Source organism: Paenibacillus sp. S33 (genome assembly GCF_053615415.1).
Map to the genome: position 1 here is coordinate 2,828,682 of NZ_JBSIEZ010000001.1, position 22,026 is coordinate 2,850,707.

Consider the following 22,026-nt stretch of genomic DNA (forward strand, 5'->3'; position numbering starts at 1 on the left):
ATTCTTTTATTACCGCTGTTGGTTGTCTGTCATGCCTGTATAAGCCTCTGCCAGAGAGTTGCCCCGGGTGGCCACCGCCTGTTTGCCTGCTGCTGCCCACAGAAACCCGCTGCGCATCATCTCGGTCACTTGAGGCATATCTATGATATCTGCGTGATGGCCCAGCGAATTGTAGAAGACGCGGCCGTTCCCCCAGCGCTTCGTCCATACAACGGGCATATCCACTGGCCCATTGGCTGAATGGGGGCCTGGTACGATCGGAAAGCGTGTGGTTGCCAACACTTCAACTGCCGGGTCTACGTGGAGGTAATACTGCTCGCTTTTGACCTGAAAATCCTCAATATGGTCTAGAAGTGGGCTGGAGCCGCGCTTCATGTTCACCATGTACTCTACGCCGTCATTGCCGGGATGCGCCACCCATTGCCCGCCTGTCATAAACTGCCAGTCCACGTTGTTCCGGAAGGCATCACACATGCCGCCATGGCAGCCTGTGAGACCTACGCCGCTTTGAACCGCAGCTGAAACATTATTGACCAGTTCCTGCTCAATCTGTCCCATGGTCCACATTGGAACGATCAGGTCCAGGTCAAGCAGTTTCTCAGCATCCTGGTAGGCTTCCAGGGTATTAGACACCTCCACCTCGAACTGCTCTTCCTTCAAAATGCGTTCAAAAATGGCCGCCACCTGCTCCGGCTCATGTCCGTTCCATCCACCCCATACAATCAGTGCCTTGCGCATCTGTAATCCACTCACCTTTCGGAATGTATTGTTATACTACATTTCTTCAATGGATACCCAGCGGCGTTCCTCTATGGATCGTTCTACCGCTTCAAGCACAGCCTGACAAGCAACACCGTCGTGGAAATTCGGCGACGGTTGCCGTCCTTCAGAGATGGCACTCAACATCTCAAGCATCTCATGGGTGAAGGTATGTTCGAATCCAATCGTATGTCCTGCAGGCCACCAGGCTTCGGAGTACTTGTGTGCCGGATCGGTGGCGAGTACGCGGCGAAAGCCCTGAACGTCCTCCTCATCCTGTGTGAAATACACTTCCAGTTCGTTCATTCGTTCAAAGTCAAACCGTACACTGCCTATGCTACCGTTGATCTCGAATGAATTTGTGCTCCGATGTCCGGCAGCAAAACGTGTGGCTTCGAAGCTGCCCAACGCTCCTCCGGCGAAGCGTGCCAGGAACAACGTGGCATCATCGACTGTCACTTCTCCCATCGGAGCATTTGCTTCAGCGCTCCTTTTGGAGCTCAACCCGCTCATCTCCAAAGCCAACGGGCGCTGTTTGATGAATGTCTCGCTCATGCCGATCACTTCATGGAACTCGCCGACCAAGAAGCGAGCGAGATCAATCAGATGGGCGCCAAGATCACCATGAGAGCCAGAACCGGCCACTTCTTTTTGCAGCCGCCATACCAGGGGGAAGGACGGGTCCATGATCCAGTCTTGAAGGAAGAAGGCACGGAAATGATAAATTTTGCCTAGGCGTCCGCTCTCGACTAGCTGCTTAGCCAGCTGGACAGCCGGAGAAAAACGGTAGTTGAAGCCTACCATATGTCTGATCCCTGCTTCCTCTGCTACCTGCAGCATGTCACGTGAATCCGCCAGCGAGAGCGCAAGTGGCTTCTCACAGAATAGATGCTTGCCATGGAGGGCTGCCTCAACGACAATTTCCTTATGGGCATTACTCGGGGCGTTAATGTCAATGAGGTCAATATCGTTACGTTTCACTAGATCACGCCAATCCGTAACACTTTCGGTCCAGCCGTACTGGCGGGCAGCTGCCTGAACCCCCTGCTCGTTGCGTCCACAGATAACGGACATCTCTGGCTGCAGCGGGGCATCTGGGAAGAACATAGGTAGACTACGGTAAGCGTTGCTGTGAGCCTTGCCCATAAATTTGTAGCCAACCATTCCGATACGAAGACGATTAGACATGTCGTGATCCTCCTTATGGGTCTGAGTTTCAACGAATTTTTGACGAATGGTGTTATGGACGAATGGATGACGCCCTGATAATCAGCTCTGTGGACAGGAGTTCTCTTATCGAGTCGCGCCCGGTTAGTTCCAGGGCTGGAATAAGATTCAGAGAATCGGGTATAAGCTTCGAGGCTGCAAGCTCCCCCATCTCATAAAAAGGTACGCGGACACTGCTTAGCGGCGGAACAGCCATCTCAGCCGCATCCGAATCGTCATAGCCTACAAACGCCGGAAACCGGTCTGCTGCCAGTCCGCGCTCACGGAGACCCTGCATTACCCCTAGGGCCATCCGGTCGTTCGCCGCAAATACAGCATCAATATCATTCAATTTGTCTGCGATTGTAGCTGAGGCTTCGAGCCCGCTTCGACGGCTGTAATTGCCTTCCAGAAGTAGATCGTGGTCATATTCAATACCGGCCTCCTGAAGCGCGTTACGGTAACCCTTCAATCGCTCAGTACTGTTGGAATAGATGTCCGGGCCGTTGAGAAAGGCAATCCGTTTGTATCCCTGCTCGATGAGGTGACTTACAGCCGCCCGGCTGCCTTCTACATGGTCTGCATCCACTTCACAGAACGATTGCCCTTCAAAATGGTGATTCATGACGCAGAACGGACGTCCTTCTTCCTGAAGTCTCTTTAGAGCTTCCTCCTCATCGTGGTCATCCCTGGCTCCAAGGATGATACAGGTATCGATTCTTTGCTGGCGGAAAAGACTACTGTAATCAATCCGTTCCCCCGGCTTTCGGAACAATAGAAGCAGATCGAGCCCGCTGTCTCTGGCCTTGTTTCCGATACCGCTCAGCATCTCAGAGAAAAAATAGGCTGAGAACAGGTGCGCCTTCGGGACATAAGGCATAACTACACCAAGATGGCCACTCTTACTTCGGGCAAAGTTACGAGCCAGCGCACTGGGTACATATCCAAGCTGATTAGCTGCGTCCAGAACCCTTCTCCGCGTATCCTCTTTGATAGGACCTACTGCATTCAAGACCCGAGATACCGTCGCTTCAGACACGCCGGAAAGTTCTGCTACTTCCTTGCGCGAAACGATATTACCCACCTCCAAATCATTTTATGTACGCGCGTACATTTTCTCATGCAGCCATACCTCTGTCAATCCCCAAAAAGCGTACCCCATAGATGGATAAGCTCTTTTCGTTACTCAAAGGAAAGGGTCTCGATTCCTTAAGGCTTGAGCAAGCTAATCATTCCTACTCCAATCATAAGTACTGTAATTCCCGCAAGTATGCCTATCCATTCCTTTGGACTCTTCTTTTCCTTAAATATTAAAATGCTGCCAACACAAGCAATCGCAATGCTCGCTTGAGAGATTGGAAAACTAGCCGCCATGCCGATCAGCCCGTTGGAAATAAATAATGCTAGATTCGCGATGCTCCAAACCAATCCTGTAGGTAAATTGCGAACCACCAGAGAGAATCGTAGCCGCTTTTTGCCCTTCAGGTTCATGACCATGGCTGAGCATAGCATACCGAGCGATTGCGGCAGAATGACGGATAGTCCCGATATATGAAAGAACTGATTAATAACGACATAACTACTTAACGCTAACCCCGAGCAAACCAACATTATGATAATGGGTACCGGCAAAGGCTTGGACAACCCAGCAGACTTGCCCTGATAGCTGGTTAACAGAACCCCTGCCAATATACACAGAAGAGAACCAACGCCTATCCCATATTGGTACCCTGTTATCCATTCACCCAAAATAAGTGCGGCAAATAGCGTCGTCCCTATCAACTGCAGACCACAAATCACAGGAATGGCGATCGATACGCTTACTTTTTGAAAAGCTTGAAACTGAAGCAATTGTCCAGCAGCCCAGAAAATACCAGATATAAAACTTACCACAAAATGAATCGGTGCTAATGAGGTAGGGTGAATGATATACAAGCACAGGGCAAACAGCACAGCACCAATAACGGTACCTGTCAGCTGTTCTCGGGGACTGGCTTTTGTTATATGTGCCAATATCGGCATAACTCCCCAGCCAACGGCTGGAATAAAAGCAATAATGAAATCCACGCGCGGAATTCTCCTCTCGTAAAAAGTACTCTTCCTACAATTGTTAAATAAGCTATGCAGGAAAAAAACTACAGTTTTACGATAGCAAAAAAAACCGCTTCTAAATACAAATATTTTTATAGATTAATATAGCAAAATCAAAGAAATTGTTTTCTATACGCACTGGGAGATATACTCATTATATTTCTAAAAGCTCGCGAAAAGGTCAATTGATCGGTATAGCCGACCGAATTTGATATGACCTGAATCGAATAGTCTGTATGTTGCAGCAGTTCACACGCTTTTTTAATCCTAAGGTCTATCAGATATTGTTTAGGCGTTTCACCAGTCTCAAGTTTGAAAACGGAGGTCAGATAATTCTGATGTAGACCGAGGTACTCCGCTACTTCACTAATCTGGATGCCGCTGATGTAGTTTTTCTCAATAAAGTTTATCGCTTGAACCGAATAAGGAAGCTGCTCCTTTACCGACATCGTTTCTCCCAAGTCGTGCACAAGTTTGGCGAGAATATGGAATAAATACCCCTGTATAGCCAACGATGAAGAAAGTGTGTTATCTCCGATCCGCAACATCTCAAGAATCGTGGAATGAAAGAACGTAATATCTTCAATATCGATTACATAAGGGTTCTGGTTTGGAAGTGATATGTTCTGCAGGTAGATGTCGGATTTAATGCCCATAAAGCCGACCCAACAGTACTCCCAAGGCTCGGCTTCATCCGCCTGGTAATAAGCTACCCTATTGGCTGGAATTAAAAAAGCCTGTCCTTCTCCTATATCGTAATTTTTGTTGTCAATCACCAACCTACCTCGTCCTTTTAGCACAAAATGAACCAGATTAAAATCGCGGGCGATGGGTCCAAAATCCTGATTGGATAAGCAGAGCTCTGTGCCACAGTTATATAAAATCAAATCTGATATATTTTTATGCTCTGAACTGGTATACGTATCAACATATTGAATCATATTCTCGCCCATTGGCATCCTTCCCACTTTCCCAAATAAAGAACCTATGCTTGTTAATTTATCAGTATAGCATAAGTTAAGGATGACAAATATCCAGAAAAGGTTTAGCTCTAAACTATAGTTTTTTTGTAAGGTTCTTTGTTTTTCCTATATTCGACTTAAAAAAAGTCATGTATTTTCTATCACTACCTTTGTTATGCTGATTCAATAATAACGCTTTCAAGTGCTTCGACATATTTTGAAGGGGGCTATGTACATGGCTAGTCTACAAGTTAACCAAAAGGAACGGACATTTCACTTAACGAACAAATACTGCAGTTATCTTTTCCGTGTCATGGAGAACGGGCAATTGGAGCATTTATATTACGGCAAAAAAATAGAGTACCTGGGTCAATATGACCGTTTTACCGAGCGAAGCTACCGTCCCGTGTCTGTCGGTGAGTTTGATAGTGACTTGGTGACATCGTTGGAAAGTATTAAGCAGGAATTTCCTTCTGCGGGAAGTGGAGATTTTCGAGAGCCAGCAATTGAGATCATACAGGAGGACGGATCTCATATAATGGAGTTCACTTATGATCGTTACGAGGTAATCACTGGGAAGCCTAAAATCCCCCATCTTCCAGCTACGTTTTGTAAGGAAGCACATGAAGCAGAGACACTCCTCATAACGCTGACCGATTCTCTTACAGGAGCGGTGGCCGTGCTTGCTTACACCATCTTCAGCGAACTGCCCGTGATCACGAGATCCGTATCCATAACGAATTCCGGGAATAATCCCCTGAGAGTCAACCGTCTAATGAGTCTGAGTCTTGATCTCCCTGACTCCGAATATGAAATTATTCATTTATCAGGGGCTTGGGGTAGGGAACGTCATGTGGAGCGTACACCATTGAGACCTGGGCTACAGTCGATTGGGAGCACACGAGGAATTAGTAGTCATGTTCACAACCCATTTCTGGCGCTTGCCAAACCCGGATCACAGGAACACCAAGGAGAAGTATATGCGGTTAATCTCGTTTACAGCGGGAACTTTCTTGCTCAGGCGGAAGTGGACAGCTATTCAACTACCCGATTGATGATCGGCATTCATCCTGACAAATTCTGCTGGACCCTGAAGCCAGGAAAATGTTTTTATTCGCCTGAAGCAGTTCTGGTCTATTCTGAGAGCGGTTTAAATGGCATGAGCCAAGCATACCATAGCCTGTACAATCAACACTTAATTCGCAGCAGTTGGACCGAGCGGGAACGACCTGTATTGATCAATAACTGGGAGGGGACCTATTTTGATTTTACTGAGCAGAAAATAGTTGATATGGCAAAAAAAGCAGGTGAACTGGGGATTGAACTCTTTGTCTTGGATGACGGATGGTTCGGTCGAAGAAACAATGATACCTCTTCCCTCGGTGACTGGTTTGAAAATCCTGAAAAGCTACCGAACGGGATCTCGAATTTGGCAAAGAAGATCAATGCGCTCGGGATGAAATTCGGTCTTTGGTTCGAGCCGGAAATGGTTAACTCCGACTCTCATATTATGAGGGAGCATCCAGACTGGGTTGTGGGAACACCCGGCCGTCAACGCAAGCATGGACGCCATCAATATGTTCTTGATTATTCCCAACCGCCTGTTGTGGATTACCTGTTTAAGTTAATGAATGACGTGCTCTCTTCTGCTCGGATCGAATACGTAAAATGGGATATGAATCGCTGTATTTCAGAAGCCTATTCGTTATCTCTGGGCAAGGAAAGACAGGGCGAATTTTTTCACCGCTATGTCTTGGGTGTATATGCTTTATATGAGAAGCTGATTACCGAACATCCTGAGATTTTGTTTGAGTCCTGTGCTTCCGGTGGAGGACGGTTTGACCCAGGGATGCTTTATTATGCTCCGCAAACATGGACAAGCGACGATAGTGAGGCTATAGAACGTCTGAAGATTCAGTATGGTACATCCATGGCCTATCCGCTTAGCAGCATGGGGGCTCATGTGTCAACCATCCCGAACCACCAGGTAGGCAGAACCGCACCGCTGCAAACCAGATCCAATGTCGCCTACTTTGGTATATTCGGTTATGAACTTGACCCATTGGCTTTGTCCGAAGAAGAGTGCAATGTAATTAAAAAACAAATACAAGTGTATAAACGTCACCGACGATTAATTACACAGGGAACCTTTTACCGTCTGCTAAGTCCCTTTGAAAAAAATGAGACTGCCTGGATGGTCATTGATGCAGAATGTGAGCATGCTCTCGTCGGTTGGTACCAGGTGCTCTCGCGTCCGAATCAAGCTTATTTACGATTAAAGTTAGTCGGGCTGGACGAAATGGCAGTATATTTTGTGGAAGAGCTGGGCCAACGTTTTACCGGCAGCGAGTTAATGAACATTGGACTTATACTCACCCCGCCTCATAAGGCGGGACAGGATTTTAATATTGCGGAGAAATACGATTTCTCATCTCAATTATTTACTTTAACAAAAGAGATTTCCTCATGATTGGATTATGACTTGAAGAATTAGATCAAAGACTCGTTCTTCTCTCCAATTCCTCCGTATATCCGGCGCCCATCAAAGTGATCTGCGAGGCTGCGCTGTTAATATTGCGCACATCTTTGGATGTGAGTTCAATGTCTACTGCGCCTAGATTTTCTTCCAGACGGTAATTTTCGTGTGCCCGGGATTGGAACGATCCACGGCTTCTGGGCTAGCAGCCAGGCGAGTGCGATTTGGGCTGGCGTTGCTTTTAACTGCTCAGCCATCTCATTAAGCAGGTCGACCAGCACCTGATTGCCCTCCAGTGCTTCTGGAGTAAAACGTGGAAGAACGCTACGCAAGTCGCCATGATTGAATGTCGTATTTGCATTAAAACTCCCCGTCAGGTACCCCTTGCCCAAAGGACTGAACGGAACGAAGCCAATACCGAGCTCCTCTAGGGAGGGAGGAGTTCCTCTTCGGGGCGTCTCCACCACAGGGAATATTCACTCTGAATTGCAGTGAGTGGCTGAACCGCGTGTGCCCAACGAATGGTCTTCACTCCTGCTTCAGACAATCCCCAGTGCTTCACCTTTCCTTCCTGGATCAGATCTTGCACGGCTCCCGCTACTTCTTCGATCGGCACATCTGGATCGACCCGGTGCTGATAGTACAGGTCGATGGCTTCAATCTTGAGCCGACTAAGCGATTCTTCGGGCAACTTTCTTGATATGCTCAGGGCGACTGTTCATCCCGTACTGCTTGCCATCCTGGATATTGAAGCCGAACTTCGTGGCAATCACGACTTGATCTCGAACAGGCAGAAGAGCTTCGCCCAAGAGTTCTTCATTCGTGTAAGGTCCGTATTTTTTCTTTATCTAGTAGGAGGGTTTGTAATGAATGATAAATGTTCATTATTTTTCTTTAGTTAATTGGCTTACGATCCTATCAAGAGAGCTATTATACATTTGTTTAAAACATTCATGCTCTTCAAACTCTATTAATGTGATAAGCCTTTGAACTAATAAGTTCCTAAACCAACGATTCAAATAATTCATCTCCTCCCCCTTGCTTGATTCTAGGCTTGCCCGTCTGCTGGACACCCCGGGAGAAATTCCGTTTCTCGCTCCTCTTTACACGAAGGAGATTTTATATAGGCTGTTGCAGGGACCTTATGGAGTCGAATTGGCTCAGATTGCAGTCGAAGGAAGCAGCACCTATCGAATCCGAGAAGCTATTGACTATATTGTCCGGAATTGGGACCAGTCTTTTCGGATCGAAGATCTTGCAGACACCGCCAGCATGAGTGTTTCTTCGTTCCATCGGCATTTTAAAGAGGTAACCGCCATGAGCCCAATTCAGTTCCAAAAACAGCTGAGACTCCAGGAAGCCCGCCGCCTCTTATTAGCTGAATCGGCGGACGCCGCAGACATCGCTTTCAGGGTCGGATACGAGAGTTCCTCCCAATTCAGCCGCGAATACTCCCGAATGTTTGGGGCTCCTCCAAGAGCGGATATTAAGCGATTGAAGGAAAAATACGACCAGGTCATGAATGACTGAGTATCTGTACCGATCGGTGAAGAAGAAAAAAAGACGGCCTTGGGCCGTACCTTTTTCGGTATGCTTCGTTTAACTTCGCAGCGAGTGTGCCCGCTCCTCCTTAGCAGAAATGGCTGATACAGAATGCTTGCCATTGATAAATACGCTTGATTTCTTCATTAATAGACATATAAGTTAAAACATTCAATTATCATTTAGAAATTTAGGGGTTGGACACAGTGTAAGTGGATCAGGGCCAAATACAAGATTGGCGGACTGCTTGGCCTCCTCGATGACCTTCATAACCATTTCACTATGTTTAAGCATATCCGAAACTTTTTCCAAATCGTTTTCTCGGATGATACGGTCAAATTCAACGAATTCGTCATACATTCGATGCGAATGATCTTTTAGATCCACCCGAATTGGCATTTCCTTATTCGCAGTGTAATCAAAGCAGTCGCATATATTAGCTGAACTTGCCATGTGTATATAGCCCTTATTGCCTTGAATGTTCACGGCATTGGGGGCCGTACTATCTTTTGAACCGATGCAGACACACTTGAAATCACCATAATCAAGCAGCAGCATACCTGAAGTATCAATTCCACGCTCCATGTTCGCCCAATACTCCACTTTCTTAGGGCTCCCGAAGAATCCAACAACAAAATGAATATTATATAAATTAATATCCATCAAGGCTCCACCAGACATTTCTGGATTAAACGCAGGCTGGATTATTCCCGCTTTGAAAGCTTCATACCGAGATGAGTATTGAGAATAGTTGCATTCAACGATTTTGATCTCACCAAGTTTAGGTAGATACTCCTTCATGGACAAATAATTTTTCAAATATTGATTTGTTATGGCTTCCACCAATATCAGTTTTCTTTGCTGAGCAATTTCTTTTAGCTCTAGGAATTCTTGCAAATTGGAAGTAAACGGCTTCTCACAAATGACATGTTTGCCACTCAATAATGCTTCTTTGGCATATGAATAATGAAGATGATTAGGCAGCCCGATATAAACTGTATCCACTTCACGATTCATCAGCATCTCGCTGTAATCCGAATAAATCTGAGAGATTCCATATCTATGTTGCCAATTCAGTAATTTTTCCTCATGACTAGGTCTAGAACAAATTGCCTTTAATAAAATAGTCGGGATATCCTGAATAAAGCTCAATAGATCCCCTACGATCATCCCTGCTCCGACAATTCCCAACTTCATTTTAGTTGCACTCCTCTATAGCTTTTTCAAGTATTTCCATACAAATTATCGTCTCTTCATCTTTAATCACTTTTTCTTTACCAAGTACGATCGACTGATAGATATCGTCATATACTCGAGCATAGTCTCCCTTTTCAGAAACGACTTTTTCTTCATGATACTCGCCTTTATCATCCAGATATGTTAAGATGCCGTAATGCTCGGGCTGGTCGATGCCGAAATCGGAGTGTCCCTTAGGCAGATAGTATAATTTCAGATGCTCCTCCTGACGATCCTTCGTTTGCTTTATAAAAACGCCTTTTTTGCCGTATACAACAAAACCCGGCCGCTCTTTTAAGCGAAAAAAGCTGGATTTGATGGATACCTTGAGCGAGGGATAATAAAAATCCAGATCAAAGTAATCATTCATTCTCCCAGTACCCAGCAATTGACGAACATCATAATGGATTGTGTCCGGCTTTCCAAAATAGGAAAGAACCTGGTCAATGGTATGAACGCCATGTCCATATAGGTAACTGTTATATCTGGAAAAATGAGAAGTGGAGTTTGGGATCTCAGGGCGATAATAATCGTAATGCATCTCCACCTCCAGTAAATCTCCAAGCATTCCTGATTCAATAACCTTCTGGGTAGTGAGGAAATCCGAATCGTAACGTCTATTCTGATAGCATTGTATAACCAGATTTTTCTCTTTAGCATATTGGAAGATCGACACGGCTTCTTCTTTGGTTAACATAAAAGGTTTCTCAACAAGTACATTTTTCCCGTGGTCTAGCGCCATTTTCGCATAAGAGTAGTGGGATTCTACAGGTGTACAGATAACAATCAACTGAATCTCCTTATCGTTCATTAAAGATTCTATATTATCTGTATACAGCACTTCAGGGATTTTTTTCCATCCCCTTTTATCTAGATTACGGGCATATATCGTCTTCACTTTCTATGCAGCTCTGTTCAATGAAAAAGGAAGATGATAACGGTTCGTGCTTTTCCCATTTCCAATATAACCGATGGTAAGCATATTATTTCCCCCTTAAGCTCTTTTTCATTTATTATAAAAGAAGAACGTTGATCGTAAAGGATTCGCCACCAAAATGGTACATTCAACCGATTATTTTTAAAAATGGTTGTTTATTTTTAAACAAAATGTTTATTTCATATTATTTTTCGAACGTTTTATTCAATTGAGCCGGGGTGAACCTGTTGAAAATACTGATACAATTATCAGAAATGCAAAACTTTACACCAAACGAAAAAAGCATAGCATCCTATATTTTGCTTCATAAGGAAAGTATCCTGCACTTAAATATTCAGGAGCTTGCAAAGGCAACGTATACTTCGCATTCCGCAATTAATCGATTAACACATAAACTTGGGCTATCGGGCTTCAAGGAGTTTATAATCAAACTTGCTCGGGAGTTTCAGCAGAACACCCAGAACATTTCCAATGTAGACCCCAACTATCCCTTCGGTTATGATGAATCCCCACTTCAAGTGGCGAAAGAAATTGCAGAATTAATGAAAGAAACGATTGAAAAAAACTTTACATTCATGGATGATGATTCATTGTCGCAAACAGCCCTATTGCTGAATCAAGCGAAAAGGATCTTTATATATGCGTTGGGCGATTCACAAATCCGTGCGAAAAGTTTCCAAAATAAATTGGTAAAAATAAACAAGTATGTGGTTATAGCTACGGAGCTGTCTGAATGGGCTTACCATACGGCTAATCTTACGACACAGGACTGCGCTGTGTTTTTAACTTACCACGGAAAGTCGCCGATTTTTTTAAAAGCAGCACGGCATTTCGCACATGAAAATATCCCTTTTATCACAATTACAGCAACCAATCAAAGTGAATTGGCCAAACTCAGTAATATCTGTATCCAGGTACCTAATGATGAAGTAAAACATGCCAAGATTGGTACATTTTCGTCGCAAATTGCTTTTGACTATGTACTAAATGTGATCTATTCCTGTATCTATAAAATCGACTACTTGAAAAACATGCAAACCCTAACACAATCGTTGGAGAATGCGCATCTCAATGACATGATGAATGACGTATAAAATAAATATGCACTAAAACAAAAAGTCGCCAATATGGCGACTTTTTCAGTAAGTATATATATTGTTCTCCTCAGTCAAGGCTCAACTTTCATCTATTGCTTTTCGAATATCATAATCATTGATATCGATATCTACATTCATTCCAAGTGCCAACTTTGCCAGCTGATTTCCAATAAAGGGGCCCATGGTCAACCCGGATGCTCCAAGCCCATTGGCCGCTATAAGACCATCCCAGCCTGGAACAGCTCCGATCACTGGTAGAAAACCGGGTGTAAAAGGACGGAAACCAACTCTTACCTCCTGAAAAGTGCTGTTTGCTAAATCAGGGGCCAATTCTAAACCTTTATCCAGAATTTCCTGCATCCCCCCTGCTGTTACTCTCGTATCGTAACCTTCGATTTCATTTTCGTGAGTCGCCCCTATTACGATCTTCTGTTTATCAAAAGCCAGCAGATATTGATCAGAAGGCGGTATGACTACAGGCCAAGTGCCTGTGTCTTGCCTATTAGGAACCTGCAAATGCATAATTTGTGCTTTTTGATAACTAACCTTAAAATGAATGCCCAAAGGCAACAGTAGTTGATTTGCCCATGCACCTGCACAAACAATGACCTTATCAGACGAGAAGCTTTCTGCACCGACCACTACTCCCGTTACATGGTCGGACTCATATTGAAGTGTAGCATTTCCTTGTATAAGGACCGCCCCGTTTTTTTGTGCTGATCGGACCAACGCATCCCGCAGCGCACGCCCATCTATTCGGGCGGCACCGCTAATATGAACAGAATGATAACCTTCTACTAACAAAGGAAACCGTTCATGGGTTTCTTTTTCATTTAGCCGGGTAATTTCACCGATTTCCGGTGCATCCGCTTGTCGTAAGTGTGCCCGCTTCTCCATTTTTTTGATTTTCTCCAAATCATCATGAATACTGAGAGCCCCCACTTGAGCATAGCCAGTTTCTGTTTCTCCCTCGCTTTTGAGTTCTTCAATCAACCCAGGGTAAAAACGTGCTCCCGCTTTGGCTAGCTGGTACCAAGCCTGATTGCGTCGCTGTGATAGCCAGGGACAGATAATGCCAGCAGCGGCATCAGTAGCCTGTCCTTTATCTTTACGATCTACAATAATGACATTAGCACCCATTTTTGCTAGATGGTATGCTGTCGATGCCCCCAGAATTCCTGATCCGATTACGATGACCTTCTTCATAATTACGTCCCTTTCCTACATCACTGTATCCATTATAGCGAATAGTGCATGAATGCATAAAGTTTGAAATTAATATTTTAAATCCTTATAAAGTTCTTAGAATTGATCTTTAAAGTAGTTGTCAGAACAAATGAAAAGGATGAACTGATATGGATAACATTATTTTACAGACTAAAAATCTCTGCAAAACCTTCGGACGACAACAGGCGGTGAACAACGTCACACTGTCTATTCAGGAGAATTCCGTCTATGGATTACTTGGCCCAAATGGGGCTGGAAAATCAACCACCTTGAAAATGTTAACCGGTATGCTACGCCCGACATCCGGTGAGATTTTATTTCAAGGAAAACCCTGGTCCCGAAAAGATCTTGCTCAGATCGGCGCACTGATCGAATCCCCTCCACTCTATGAAAATTTGACAGCTAGAGAGAACCTCAAAGTTCGTACAACGTTGCTCGGATTGCCTGATTCGCAGATTGATGAAGTGCTGAACATGGTTGATTTGACCCATACCGGGAAAAAGCGCTCTGGCCAGTTCTCGATGGGTATGAAACAGCGGCTGGGCATTGCCATTGCTCTCCTAAATCATCCCAAGCTATTGATCTTAGATGAGCCAACCAACGGACTAGACCCCATTGGTATTCAGGAGCAACGCGAGTTGATTCGCTCCTTCCCGAAGCAAGGAATTACCGTAATTCTTTCCAGCCATATTTTATCTGAAGTCGAACAAATCGTTGACCATGTCGGTATCATTGCCGGCGGCGTATTAGCTTATCAAGAGGCGGTCACTCCAGGGCAAAACCTGGAATCGTTGTTCATGCAGATTGCACAGGAATACCGAAAAGGGGATGAGTAGGATGCAGCAATATATAGCCGCCGAACATCTAAAATTAAAGCTCACCTTCACAAAAAAGTTGGTCTGGCTTGCCCCCATCGCTACTCTTCTTCTGTGTACCGTACTCATGGGGGGACGTATGCTCCAAAGCGCCAGCTACAATTGGTGGTATTTCATGCTGCTGCCAGGTACCCTCACCTTAATGTGCTCAGGAGTGATCCAAAAGGATGGCAAGAAGCTGAAATACCGTGCTGTCCTCGGCATGGCTGTAGATTTGGCTCAGGTATGGTACGGTAAAATCGGGGTTTGCGTAAGACTCTTAATAGTTTCCTTTATTGTCCTATTTATAGGGATAACTCTTGGCGGATTCGTATTCTCAACTTCTGTAACACTAGCAGGAAGCGTTGCTGCAACTCTAATCCTCTTCATCACCTTTTTGTGGCAAGTTCCACTTTGCCTGTTCCTGACGGACCGAATAGGCATGTTTGCCACTCTAATTATTAACATGCTGGGCAACGTATCTTGCACCATTTTGTTCGCTACGTCCTCTGTGTGGTGGGCGGTCCCTTATGCTATTCCAGCCCGATTAATGTGCGCCGTCATTAAAGTGCTACCTAATGGGCTTGCCGTTCCTTCAGGAGATCCGCTTTTGGATAAAGGCGTGATTGTGCCCGGCCTAGTGATCACAATCTGCCTGTTTATAATTCTGTCGATACTGACGGCGATGTCCTTCCACAAGCGGGAGGCTAAATAAGATGATTTCTTTTTTCCGCTATCTGAAATCCGATATGCTTAAACTTAGAAGGCAGCCCTTACTGCTTGTGCAGCTGTTTGTGCCGCTTTTAGGCATAGCAATCTTTCTAGCCTACTATTCCTTTACTCCGTATTCACCGATTTCAAAGGTGGACGGCTATTTACAGGTTCTAGCCGTGGTTCTTCCTACCATGATTGGTATTGTCTGCTCCATTGCTGTTGAGCAGGAGGCAGTCGCTGGCAATTTCCAGCAGCTATTGATCTCGCCAGTGAAGCTGCTACCTTTCCTGAGCAAGCTCAGCCTGCTCCTGATCTTGGGATTTGGCAGTGTGCTGCTTGCCTCCGGAGGCTTTGGGGCTGGCTATATATATCTTATGAGAGAGTCACCGTATGGCTTGAAGTTTTATGTGTTGGCTGCCTGCATTCTGTTTATGTCCAGTGTATTCCACTATTTTCTGCATTTTTTCATTAGTTTGCGGTTCGGCAAGGGAGCTTCCATCGGTCTAGGCATTATGGAGAGTCTATTGTCCGCTTTGCTTCTTACAGGGCTGGGTGATCATAATTGGATATTCATCCCCTCTGCTTGGGCTGCCCGGTTCATCACGATCTGGGTGCAATACGATATAAACTCAGCAGTATCTATTCCTGAAGCTATACGGCTTGATTCGGGAGTCAGCTATTGCGTAGTAGGGACCGTAGTCATCATGGTATTATTAGGATTATGGACTTGTCGTTGGGAAGGACACAATTCGTCGGAATAAAGACCAGAGTAAAGAAAGCAAGGGAAGTGAATTAAGCATGGCAAACTTGTTGGCCGTTGATGATGAACCCGCCGTTTTGGCACTCCTTCAAAATATTTTGCAGAAAGATGGCCATGTTGTCACGGTGGTCTCCGACTCCCCACAGGTTCTCACCATGCAGCTTGGAGCCTTTGACCTCATCCTGCTTGACGTGATGATGCCTACCATGGACGGGTTCACACTCTGTCGGGAAATTCGAAGCAAAATAGACTGCCCGATCCTGTTCCTCACCGCAAAATCCATGGAGAACGATGTGATGTTAGGGCTTGGGGAAGGGGCTGACGATTATATTGTCAAGCCGTTTGGTGCTGGAGAGTTGCGCGCAAGAATCAACGCCCATCTCAGACGGGAGAATCGTGAACGGCGTAATGTATTCTGCATCGGGGAAGTTCATTTCAATCTGTCCGGTAAGGAAATCACCGTTCAGAATGTTGTAGTCCCGTTTACCAAAAGCGAATATGAGATATGTAAGTTTCTAGCCCTGAACTGGGGACAGGTGTTCTCTAAAGAGCAGATTTACGAAGCTGTCTTCGGCTTGGATGGGGACAGCGATTCCGCCACCATCGTGGAGCATATTAAAAATATCCGAGCCAAGCTTGGCAAAGTAGAGGTTTCGCCAGTGGAGACGGTTTGGGGGATCGGGTACCGATGGAAGTAACCAAAGTACAGCAAGCACGCAAGACAACCAAACTACGAACCATTTTTCTGGGTTATTTAGTTATGTTCTGTATCGGGACGATTGCGCTCGCTCTGTTCCTGGTTCTCATCTTCTATGTCCTGATGTCTTGGGGGACCATTCTCCCCGCGAACTATGCTGAGAATCAGGTGCGGGAGGACAAGACAATCATTGAAGCTGGCAAGACCCTACAGCCGGATTCTCGGCAGAAACTGTATAAATACGCATCATTCACTTCGGAAGGCCGCCTCAATGAGGGAAACCTTTCTGAAAAGCAGGCTCAAACTGCTTGGAGTGTTACGCAGCAGAACGATACTGCTTATCAATTTCCCTATAACTATGTAAAAGTCTCACATAATGATAAAGTTACTGTGATGCGCTATTCTGTCTCGGCTCAGTTTGAACTTCCTATCCTGCGTCAATACCTGCCGAACGCGGAATTGTCCTTTTTTGCCGTGTTCTGTATCGCCTTTCTGGGGGGAGGTGCCTTGCTGGCTTCCTCCTTCGGACGAAGGCTGGCACGTAAGATGAGTGGGTTGCAGCAGGCCACCAAACAAATTCAAGCACAGGATCTGGACTTCTCAATCGAATTCAGTGGCGTGATGGAGATCGATCAGGTGCTGCATTCCATGGATAAAATGAAAGAAACGTTAAAGACTTCGCTTCAGAAACAGTGGAATCTCGAAAGATCCCGCCACGAGCAAATATCCGCCCTAGCACACGATGTCAAAACACCACTCACTATCGTTCGTGGAAACGTAGAGCTGCTGTCCGAGACCGATCAGTCCGAAGAGCAAAAGAACTATACGGATTATATATCGGAAAGCACCAGACAGATGGAGCAGTATATTAAGACTCTTATTGAAATTTCAAAAGCGGAAACGCTTGTCACCCTGCGGGCGGAAACGATGGATGCTGACTTCTATTTAACGAAAGTGAAAGATCAGATAATGGCCTTGGCTGCTGTCAAAAAAATATCTGTAGCATTCGCTGCATATAACCTCCCTAAGACGCTGTATGCAGACCCAGTTCTACTTGAGCGAGCCATTATGAATGTTGCTTCTAATGCGGTAGATCAGGCGCCTGAATATAGCGAGATCCAGCTGACCGTAGAGTCTGTGGAAGACTGCATTCGGTTCAGCATCTTAGACGAAGGCCCAGGCTTCTCTCCAGAAGGCCTCAAACAGGCCGCCGAGCAGTTCTATATGGGTGACTCGTCCAGAAGAATAAATGGACATTACGGTATGGGTCTGTATATAACAAAATCCATTGTCAATCTACATGGCGGAAAGCTGATCATCACCAACTCCACCCAGACAGGCGGCGGACAGGTAAGCATTGAGATTCCGTCAGTTCATTAGCGACATAATGAGAAAATTACCGAAATAAATAATTTGCTCTTAAGCTTGGTTCGATTCATAAGGCACACACCTGTTCCTCGTTTGTTATTGAAACAATTTAAAACGCTACTGACATATGAAGGTCAGTAGCGTTTTATCATTTTGCCATCGAAATGAAAACACTCCTGACACAGACTCGCGATTATTATAAGGAACATGGGTTATTGCATTACTATATGTGCTGCTGAACGGATGATGCTATAATTTTGCTTTGTACTCCTTGATCAAGTACGGAACCAAGAATAGACGTTCCGATAGCCCCCGCCATAAAGCTTCCCATCATATAGATAATCATACCAACTCCGGTTTGGTTGCCACTTAATGTTCGAGAAATGGTGTTTGCCATTGTAATCGGTCGCCCTCTCCATTTTCCAGAACATAAGGGGCTACGCTTCTTGGATTATGGCTTCCTTCGGGTAAGTTATACTCTCCCCATTTAACAACATCTTGAAGGAATACAATGTCTGCTCTATTTGGAAGCTTCAGTCATGTGATTCTCGGAAAACGTATTCATCGTTGTAGCAGGGTGTTCAAAGTATTGTCGGTTGATCAAATTTGTAAGCAATTTTTAATTAGCTCACGTCAATTTCAACGCAAATTAAAAAAGCTAGCGGAATGACCTATACAAAAATGCTACAGGATATTCGTATTCACGAGAGTTGTAGCTTACTATTAGATACTAGTTGGCGCGTTCAAACGATCGCACTTGAAGTCGGGATTCATGATATGAAATATTTCTATCGAATCTTCAAGGAACGATGTGGATTGACCCCGCATGAATTTCGTTTTAATGCCTGTTCGAATATCATTAAGCGTTAAAGATTCCCTTACGAAGGTGACGAGAGATGACAACAAATTTTAAAATGAAAGAACTTATGGATCAATTCCAAATCAGTGAGGATACCTTACGGTATTATGAGAAAATAGGTCTTCTTCCTCCCGTGGCCCGCAAAAATAATGGGCACAGGATATATAACAATTCACACAAAGAGGCACTTTTAATGATCAAGTGTTAAAAAAAAGCCGGAATGTCGCTGAAGGAGTTAAAACCTATTATCCAGCTTCAATTAGATGAGAGCAACATATCAAATAATGAATGGTATGATAGGCTTTACAATTACCAAAAAAAGATAGATCAGCAGCTGCAAGAACTTCAGGAAATTAAGGATATGATTGAATTGAAATTGCAAACCGGGCAAAAATTTGGCCATAACTTTTTGCCGCTTGAGACCCAAACTTAATCTTTTTTTAAAACTGAATTGCTCTGCTTGACCTAGTGTTTACACCAGGTTGTAAGATGTGCATTAGATTCCCTCCAAGGATTCCACATCATACAAAAGGAAGCTTATAAACATGAACAATACAATAGCAATAGCAATAGGAAAAACAGGATTAAAAGCATTTAAACTTGGTTTTGGAGCAGGTGTGGTAGGTAATTCAATGATGTATCCAAAAGTCGATGATACTCTAAGCCGACAATTAATTAGAACTACCCTTGCAAAAGGCGCTAGCTTGGCTATTAACGCGTTCAGCCGTTGATCTAATTATTCCAGGTGCAACCAAGCCTGATCAAATCGAGTCCAATCTTCAAACTCTGGGTGTTCGACTAACAAGTGGCGAGCTTAAGCAACTCGATATTCTTTTCAATCAAAATAACTTGTTTACAGAGTAACAGATTGTCATTGTTCTACATACACTTCCTAATACACAGAAAGGGTTCTAAAGTGAAAACTTTAGAACCCTTTTTTGCAGAAGTATTTATTTTGTAATCGTAATTTGTTTGGATGCAGTATTATAGTTCACCTGATACCCCGAAAGCTCGCTAATCACTCGTAATGGAACCAGCGTGTAGCCGTTAACAATAACCGGAGCTGTGATGTTCGTCGAATAACTCCGGGAGTTGTTCAACTCATACACGGCAAGGGTAGAATTCTTGACCTGAAGCACTACTTGTTTGCCGTCTGTAGGTCGAGTCAGAATGATCTTTTTGGTCGCTTTTTCATAATTTACCTCGTAACCTATCCGTTCACTGATAAAGCGCAGCGGGACCATCGTCGCCCCATTTATGATTCGCGGAGCCTGAGCCATCGTCGTAGCACGACCATCGACATAAGCTGATTTAGCTCCTGGTGTCAGGGTGAACGAAGTTGAATATGAGGAAACCGCATTGTTAGGGTAGGAGGACGTTGTACCAGAAGTTGTTGTTGTAGTAGAACTCGTCCCGGATGATGAACTACTGGTCCCAATTGCTCTATTGCGAATAGCTTCTAACCGATCCAGCAAATCACTTTTACGGGTTCCGCTCGGCAGATCACTGATTGCATCTCTGGCAGAACGCCAATCGGAGGCATTCAGACTGTTTTCTGCAATTCGCATCAAATCTCTCGCTTTCTCATAGTTCGATGAACTAGATGACGAAGAAGAGTAGTAACCATCCGAATCCGTGCGTTCTGATATCTTAACACCACTAGATTCTCTTCCATTACTATTGACAGTCACGACCTTAATCTCATACCAGCGTCCTTCTCGCAAATCCGTTATTTTATAGGACTCAGAGCTTGTAGTTCCCTCATAATCACCATCAACATATATCTTTACCTTGTCGGCTTTACTCGGCATATCGTAGGTGATTTTGATCCAGGTGTCGCTCTTACTATCTACTTCAAGATTGGACACTTCTGACGAATTGGAGGACGTACTGTCCGTTGTGGCAGTCAATCTCACACCAGAGGACAATGCACCTGTGCTTCGCTTGGACCTAATCGTGAACGTGTAGGTCTGGCTTGCCGAAAGATTGTTGAATGTATAGGATGATCCTGTTGAATCAGTTACCAGTTGCCCATCCTTATACAGACTGACCGTATTAATTCCGCTAGGTCTTGTCCAGGAAACAGTAACGCTATAGTTATTAACTGATGTCACTGAAGCTCCTGTCACTTCGGGCACTGTATCAACGGTGAGCGCTGAGGTCGTAACCGGAATACTGATTCCTCCAGATATGTTGCCGGATTTGTCAATAGTCTTGACCAGTACTGTATAGTTTGTGGAAGCAATCAATCCACTGAATGAATAGGACGTCCCTGTAGTTCGCTGCACTTCCTTACCATTTAAATAGATGATCGCTTGGCTCAGGTCAGCATCCTTAGGCAATATGTAATTTACGGTAAAAGCGTTATATCCTACATTCGTAGCTGTCAGCCCGCTTACCTCTCCTGGGGGTGTCTTATCCACAGGACCATCAACGGAAGCCGTTTTAGCCTGTATTGGCGTACCTAGAGATTCATCTCCACTCCTATTCACCGTTTTCACGCGAAAGGTATATGTCGTGTTCGGCTGTAAACCGCTCATCATATAAGAGTTACTTCGAATGTTATCTACATATACAGCGTTAGTGACATTTACCACTTTTATGTGGTCAAAATTAATGTCCGACGGATTGGTCCAGGACAAATTTACTTTTGTTGTTTCTGTAGGAACCGCTGTCAGATTGCCGACCTCTGCCGGTGCGATATTCGCAGTAACCATTTGACTCGACATTACTTTTAGCATTTGGTTAAGATAGGTATTCTGGCTATAACCTTTTGTTAACGTAGTCACTTTCGTGCCCGAAGTAACAGGCACATGACGGCCTTGAGCGGTTGCTAATTTGGTATGTAACTGTGCTGTATTCAGGCCTGTCGGATTTGAGTTATGCCTTTCAGTCGACAACGCGCTAGCCACTGCATCGGGTGCCAAAATGCCATATCCCGTATTCAAAATCAGTGTAGCCGTTGCGAACGGAGCCATCCATTGACGCAAACGTTTTTTATTCATAATCTATGCTCTCCTTGTACCAGTATGGAAATTTTATTTGTCAAAACTAATAAGTCAAGCTTACAAACCCTTCTGCTGCAATCCAGCTTTTAAAATTCACACTAAAATGTACAGACATTCATTTAACTGTTATCGGAATTTCCATACAAAATGTTTAGGCTTCACACTAGCATTTTTACAGATAGGGGTCGCGCAAACAATATATGCTAAGCCTTCGAACTACACCAGCTTAGTGT

Annotated in this window: 21 protein-coding genes and 3 pseudogenes; 13 read left to right on the top strand and 11 right to left on the bottom strand. The window is 44.6% G+C overall.

From position 1 onward, the window contains the following. Positions 1 to 9: 9 nt before the first annotated feature. From ACWGXJ_RS12880 to ACWGXJ_RS12900, 5 genes are all read right to left on the bottom strand, one after another. Positions 10 to 738 carry a ThuA domain-containing protein gene (locus ACWGXJ_RS12880; protein ID WP_254325582.1) on the bottom strand — a complete coding sequence of 243 codons (729 nt, stop codon included), beginning with the start codon at positions 736 to 738 and terminating at the stop codon, positions 10 to 12. Between the two features lie 36 nt (positions 739 to 774). Next, complete coding sequence (locus ACWGXJ_RS12885) at positions 775 to 1,947, bottom strand: Gfo/Idh/MocA family protein (protein ID WP_322160987.1); 1,173 nt, start codon at positions 1,945 to 1,947, stop codon at positions 775 to 777. A gap of 52 nt (positions 1,948 to 1,999) precedes the next feature. Next, on the bottom strand, positions 2,000 to 3,055 hold the full coding sequence (locus ACWGXJ_RS12890; protein WP_250268437.1) for a LacI family DNA-binding transcriptional regulator: 1,056 nt from the start codon (positions 3,053 to 3,055) through the stop codon (positions 2,000 to 2,002). 119 nt (positions 3,056 to 3,174) lie between these two features. Next, the gene (locus ACWGXJ_RS12895) at positions 3,175 to 4,032 is read right to left on the bottom strand and encodes a GRP family sugar transporter (RefSeq protein WP_254349579.1); all 858 of its coding nucleotides are present in this window, start codon (positions 4,030 to 4,032) and stop codon (positions 3,175 to 3,177) included. A 137-nt stretch (positions 4,033 to 4,169) separates the two neighbouring features. Then, positions 4,170 to 5,009, bottom strand: a complete 840-nt coding sequence (locus ACWGXJ_RS12900; RefSeq protein ID WP_452566901.1) for an AraC family transcriptional regulator — start codon at positions 5,007 to 5,009, stop codon at positions 4,170 to 4,172. Between the two features lie 244 nt (positions 5,010 to 5,253). On the opposite strand from ACWGXJ_RS12900, the gene ACWGXJ_RS12905 reads away from it, so the two are divergent. After that, positions 5,254 to 7,488 (top strand): alpha-galactosidase, encoded by a 2,235-nt coding sequence (locus tag ACWGXJ_RS12905; RefSeq protein ID WP_452566902.1) that lies wholly within the window; start codon positions 5,254 to 5,256, stop codon positions 7,486 to 7,488. Positions 7,489 to 7,513: 25 nt separating this feature from the next. On the opposite strand, the pseudogene ACWGXJ_RS12910 reads toward ACWGXJ_RS12905, so the two are convergent. Further along, positions 7,514 to 8,330 (bottom strand): annotated as a pseudogene (locus ACWGXJ_RS12910) (aldo/keto reductase); the annotation flags it as partial. Between the two features lie 199 nt (positions 8,331 to 8,529). On the opposite strand from ACWGXJ_RS12910, the pseudogene ACWGXJ_RS12915 reads away from it, so the two are divergent. Then, positions 8,530 to 9,024 (top strand): annotated as a pseudogene (locus ACWGXJ_RS12915) (helix-turn-helix domain-containing protein); the annotation flags it as partial. Positions 9,025 to 9,207: 183 nt separating this feature from the next. On the opposite strand, the gene ACWGXJ_RS12920 reads toward ACWGXJ_RS12915, so the two are convergent. Further along, positions 9,208 to 10,233, bottom strand: a complete 1,026-nt coding sequence (locus ACWGXJ_RS12920; RefSeq protein ID WP_452566903.1) for a Gfo/Idh/MocA family protein — start codon at positions 10,231 to 10,233, stop codon at positions 9,208 to 9,210. A 1-nt stretch (position 10,234) separates the two neighbouring features. Beyond that, positions 10,235 to 11,254, bottom strand: a pseudogene (locus ACWGXJ_RS12925) (Gfo/Idh/MocA family oxidoreductase). Between the two features lie 182 nt (positions 11,255 to 11,436). On the opposite strand from ACWGXJ_RS12925, the gene ACWGXJ_RS12930 reads away from it, so the two are divergent. Beyond that, the gene (locus tag ACWGXJ_RS12930) at positions 11,437 to 12,303 is read left to right on the top strand and encodes a MurR/RpiR family transcriptional regulator (protein ID WP_452567900.1); all 867 of its coding nucleotides are present in this window, start codon (positions 11,437 to 11,439) and stop codon (positions 12,301 to 12,303) included. A gap of 81 nt (positions 12,304 to 12,384) precedes the next feature. On the opposite strand, the gene ACWGXJ_RS12935 is transcribed toward ACWGXJ_RS12930, so the two are convergent. After that, positions 12,385 to 13,512: an NAD(P)/FAD-dependent oxidoreductase gene (locus ACWGXJ_RS12935; protein ID WP_452566904.1), complete on the bottom strand. Its 1,128-nt coding sequence runs from the start codon at positions 13,510 to 13,512 to the stop codon at positions 12,385 to 12,387. A gap of 149 nt (positions 13,513 to 13,661) precedes the next feature. Between ACWGXJ_RS12935 and ACWGXJ_RS12940 the strand changes: the two genes are divergently transcribed. Genes ACWGXJ_RS12940 through ACWGXJ_RS12960 form a run of 5 tightly spaced genes read left to right on the top strand, consistent with a single transcriptional unit; the run spans position 13,662 to position 17,938 of the window. Further along, positions 13,662 to 14,369 carry a lantibiotic protection ABC transporter ATP-binding protein gene (locus ACWGXJ_RS12940; protein ID WP_069289620.1) on the top strand — a complete coding sequence of 236 codons (708 nt, stop codon included), beginning with the start codon at positions 13,662 to 13,664 and terminating at the stop codon, positions 14,367 to 14,369. Position 14,370: 1 nt separating this feature from the next. Further along, positions 14,371 to 15,102 carry a lantibiotic immunity ABC transporter MutE/EpiE family permease subunit gene (locus ACWGXJ_RS12945; protein ID WP_452566905.1) on the top strand — a complete coding sequence of 244 codons (732 nt, stop codon included), beginning with the start codon at positions 14,371 to 14,373 and terminating at the stop codon, positions 15,100 to 15,102. 1 nt (position 15,103) lies between these two features. Beyond that, positions 15,104 to 15,862, top strand: coding sequence for a lantibiotic immunity ABC transporter MutG family permease subunit (locus ACWGXJ_RS12950; protein WP_452566906.1), 759 nt, complete (start codon positions 15,104 to 15,106; stop codon positions 15,860 to 15,862). A 37-nt stretch (positions 15,863 to 15,899) separates the two neighbouring features. Beyond that, positions 15,900 to 16,559: a response regulator transcription factor gene (locus ACWGXJ_RS12955; RefSeq protein ID WP_452566907.1), complete on the top strand. Its 660-nt coding sequence runs from the start codon at positions 15,900 to 15,902 to the stop codon at positions 16,557 to 16,559. Further along, complete coding sequence (locus tag ACWGXJ_RS12960) at positions 16,550 to 17,938, top strand: HAMP domain-containing sensor histidine kinase (RefSeq protein ID WP_452566908.1); 1,389 nt, start codon at positions 16,550 to 16,552, stop codon at positions 17,936 to 17,938. Before ACWGXJ_RS12955 ends, ACWGXJ_RS12960 begins: the two co-directional genes overlap by 10 nt. 211 nt (positions 17,939 to 18,149) lie before the next feature. Here ACWGXJ_RS12960 and ACWGXJ_RS12965 read toward each other — a convergent pair whose 3' ends face one another. After that, the gene (locus ACWGXJ_RS12965) at positions 18,150 to 18,323 is read right to left on the bottom strand and encodes a hypothetical protein (protein WP_452566909.1); all 174 of its coding nucleotides are present in this window, start codon (positions 18,321 to 18,323) and stop codon (positions 18,150 to 18,152) included. Between the two features lie 284 nt (positions 18,324 to 18,607). On the opposite strand from ACWGXJ_RS12965, the gene ACWGXJ_RS12970 reads away from it, so the two are divergent. From ACWGXJ_RS12970 to ACWGXJ_RS12990, 5 genes are all read left to right on the top strand, one after another. Beyond that, complete coding sequence (locus tag ACWGXJ_RS12970; RefSeq protein WP_452567901.1) at positions 18,608 to 18,796, top strand: helix-turn-helix domain-containing protein; 189 nt, start codon at positions 18,608 to 18,610, stop codon at positions 18,794 to 18,796. A 56-nt stretch (positions 18,797 to 18,852) separates the two neighbouring features. Further along, positions 18,853 to 18,993, top strand: a complete 141-nt coding sequence (locus ACWGXJ_RS12975; protein ID WP_452567902.1) for a MerR family DNA-binding transcriptional regulator — start codon at positions 18,853 to 18,855, stop codon at positions 18,991 to 18,993. A gap of 12 nt (positions 18,994 to 19,005) precedes the next feature. Beyond that, positions 19,006 to 19,218: a hypothetical protein gene (locus ACWGXJ_RS12980; RefSeq protein ID WP_452566910.1), complete on the top strand. Its 213-nt coding sequence runs from the start codon at positions 19,006 to 19,008 to the stop codon at positions 19,216 to 19,218. A 112-nt stretch (positions 19,219 to 19,330) separates the two neighbouring features. Next, positions 19,331 to 19,516, top strand: coding sequence for a hypothetical protein (locus tag ACWGXJ_RS12985; protein WP_452567958.1), 186 nt, complete (start codon positions 19,331 to 19,333; stop codon positions 19,514 to 19,516). After that, a complete protein-coding gene (locus ACWGXJ_RS12990; RefSeq protein ID WP_250261262.1) occupies positions 19,473 to 19,649 on the top strand; it encodes an aldo/keto reductase in 177 nt (58 codons plus the stop codon). Before ACWGXJ_RS12985 ends, ACWGXJ_RS12990 begins: the two co-directional genes overlap by 44 nt. Before the next feature lie 86 nt (positions 19,650 to 19,735). Here the strand turns inward: ACWGXJ_RS12990 and ACWGXJ_RS12995 are convergent, their stop codons facing one another. Further along, positions 19,736 to 21,790, bottom strand: a complete 2,055-nt coding sequence (locus ACWGXJ_RS12995; RefSeq protein ID WP_452566911.1) for a stalk domain-containing protein — start codon at positions 21,788 to 21,790, stop codon at positions 19,736 to 19,738. Between the last annotated feature and the right edge of the window lie 236 nt (positions 21,791 to 22,026).

Coding starts and splice junctions, on each gene's coding strand:
- ACWGXJ_RS12945 (WP_452566905.1), top strand. CDS start 14,371: ATGCAGCAATATATAGCCGCCGAACATCTAAAATTAAAGCTCACCTTC.
- ACWGXJ_RS12935 (WP_452566904.1), bottom strand. CDS start 13,512: ATGAAGAAGGTCATCGTAATCGGATCAGGAATTCTGGGGGCATCGACA.
- ACWGXJ_RS12970 (WP_452567901.1), top strand. CDS start 18,608: ATGCTACAGGATATTCGTATTCACGAGAGTTGTAGCTTACTATTAGAT.
- ACWGXJ_RS12950 (WP_452566906.1), top strand. CDS start 15,104: ATGATTTCTTTTTTCCGCTATCTGAAATCCGATATGCTTAAACTTAGA.
- ACWGXJ_RS12880 (WP_254325582.1), bottom strand. CDS start 738: ATGCGCAAGGCACTGATTGTATGGGGTGGATGGAACGGACATGAGCCG.
- ACWGXJ_RS12940 (WP_069289620.1), top strand. CDS start 13,662: ATGGATAACATTATTTTACAGACTAAAAATCTCTGCAAAACCTTCGGA.
- ACWGXJ_RS12985 (WP_452567958.1), top strand. CDS start 19,331: ATGAACAATACAATAGCAATAGCAATAGGAAAAACAGGATTAAAAGCA.
- ACWGXJ_RS12955 (WP_452566907.1), top strand. CDS start 15,900: ATGGCAAACTTGTTGGCCGTTGATGATGAACCCGCCGTTTTGGCACTC.
- ACWGXJ_RS12885 (WP_322160987.1), bottom strand. CDS start 1,947: ATGTCTAATCGTCTTCGTATCGGAATGGTTGGCTACAAATTTATGGGC.
- ACWGXJ_RS12965 (WP_452566909.1), bottom strand. CDS start 18,323: ATGGCAAACACCATTTCTCGAACATTAAGTGGCAACCAAACCGGAGTT.
- ACWGXJ_RS12995 (WP_452566911.1), bottom strand. CDS start 21,790: ATGAATAAAAAACGTTTGCGTCAATGGATGGCTCCGTTCGCAACGGCT.
- ACWGXJ_RS12975 (WP_452567902.1), top strand. CDS start 18,853: ATGGATCAATTCCAAATCAGTGAGGATACCTTACGGTATTATGAGAAA.
- ACWGXJ_RS12960 (WP_452566908.1), top strand. CDS start 16,550: ATGGAAGTAACCAAAGTACAGCAAGCACGCAAGACAACCAAACTACGA.
- ACWGXJ_RS12900 (WP_452566901.1), bottom strand. CDS start 5,009: ATGGGCGAGAATATGATTCAATATGTTGATACGTATACCAGTTCAGAG.
- ACWGXJ_RS12905 (WP_452566902.1), top strand. CDS start 5,254: ATGGCTAGTCTACAAGTTAACCAAAAGGAACGGACATTTCACTTAACG.
- ACWGXJ_RS12980 (WP_452566910.1), top strand. CDS start 19,006: ATGTCGCTGAAGGAGTTAAAACCTATTATCCAGCTTCAATTAGATGAG.
- ACWGXJ_RS12920 (WP_452566903.1), bottom strand. CDS start 10,233: ATGAAGTTGGGAATTGTCGGAGCAGGGATGATCGTAGGGGATCTATTG.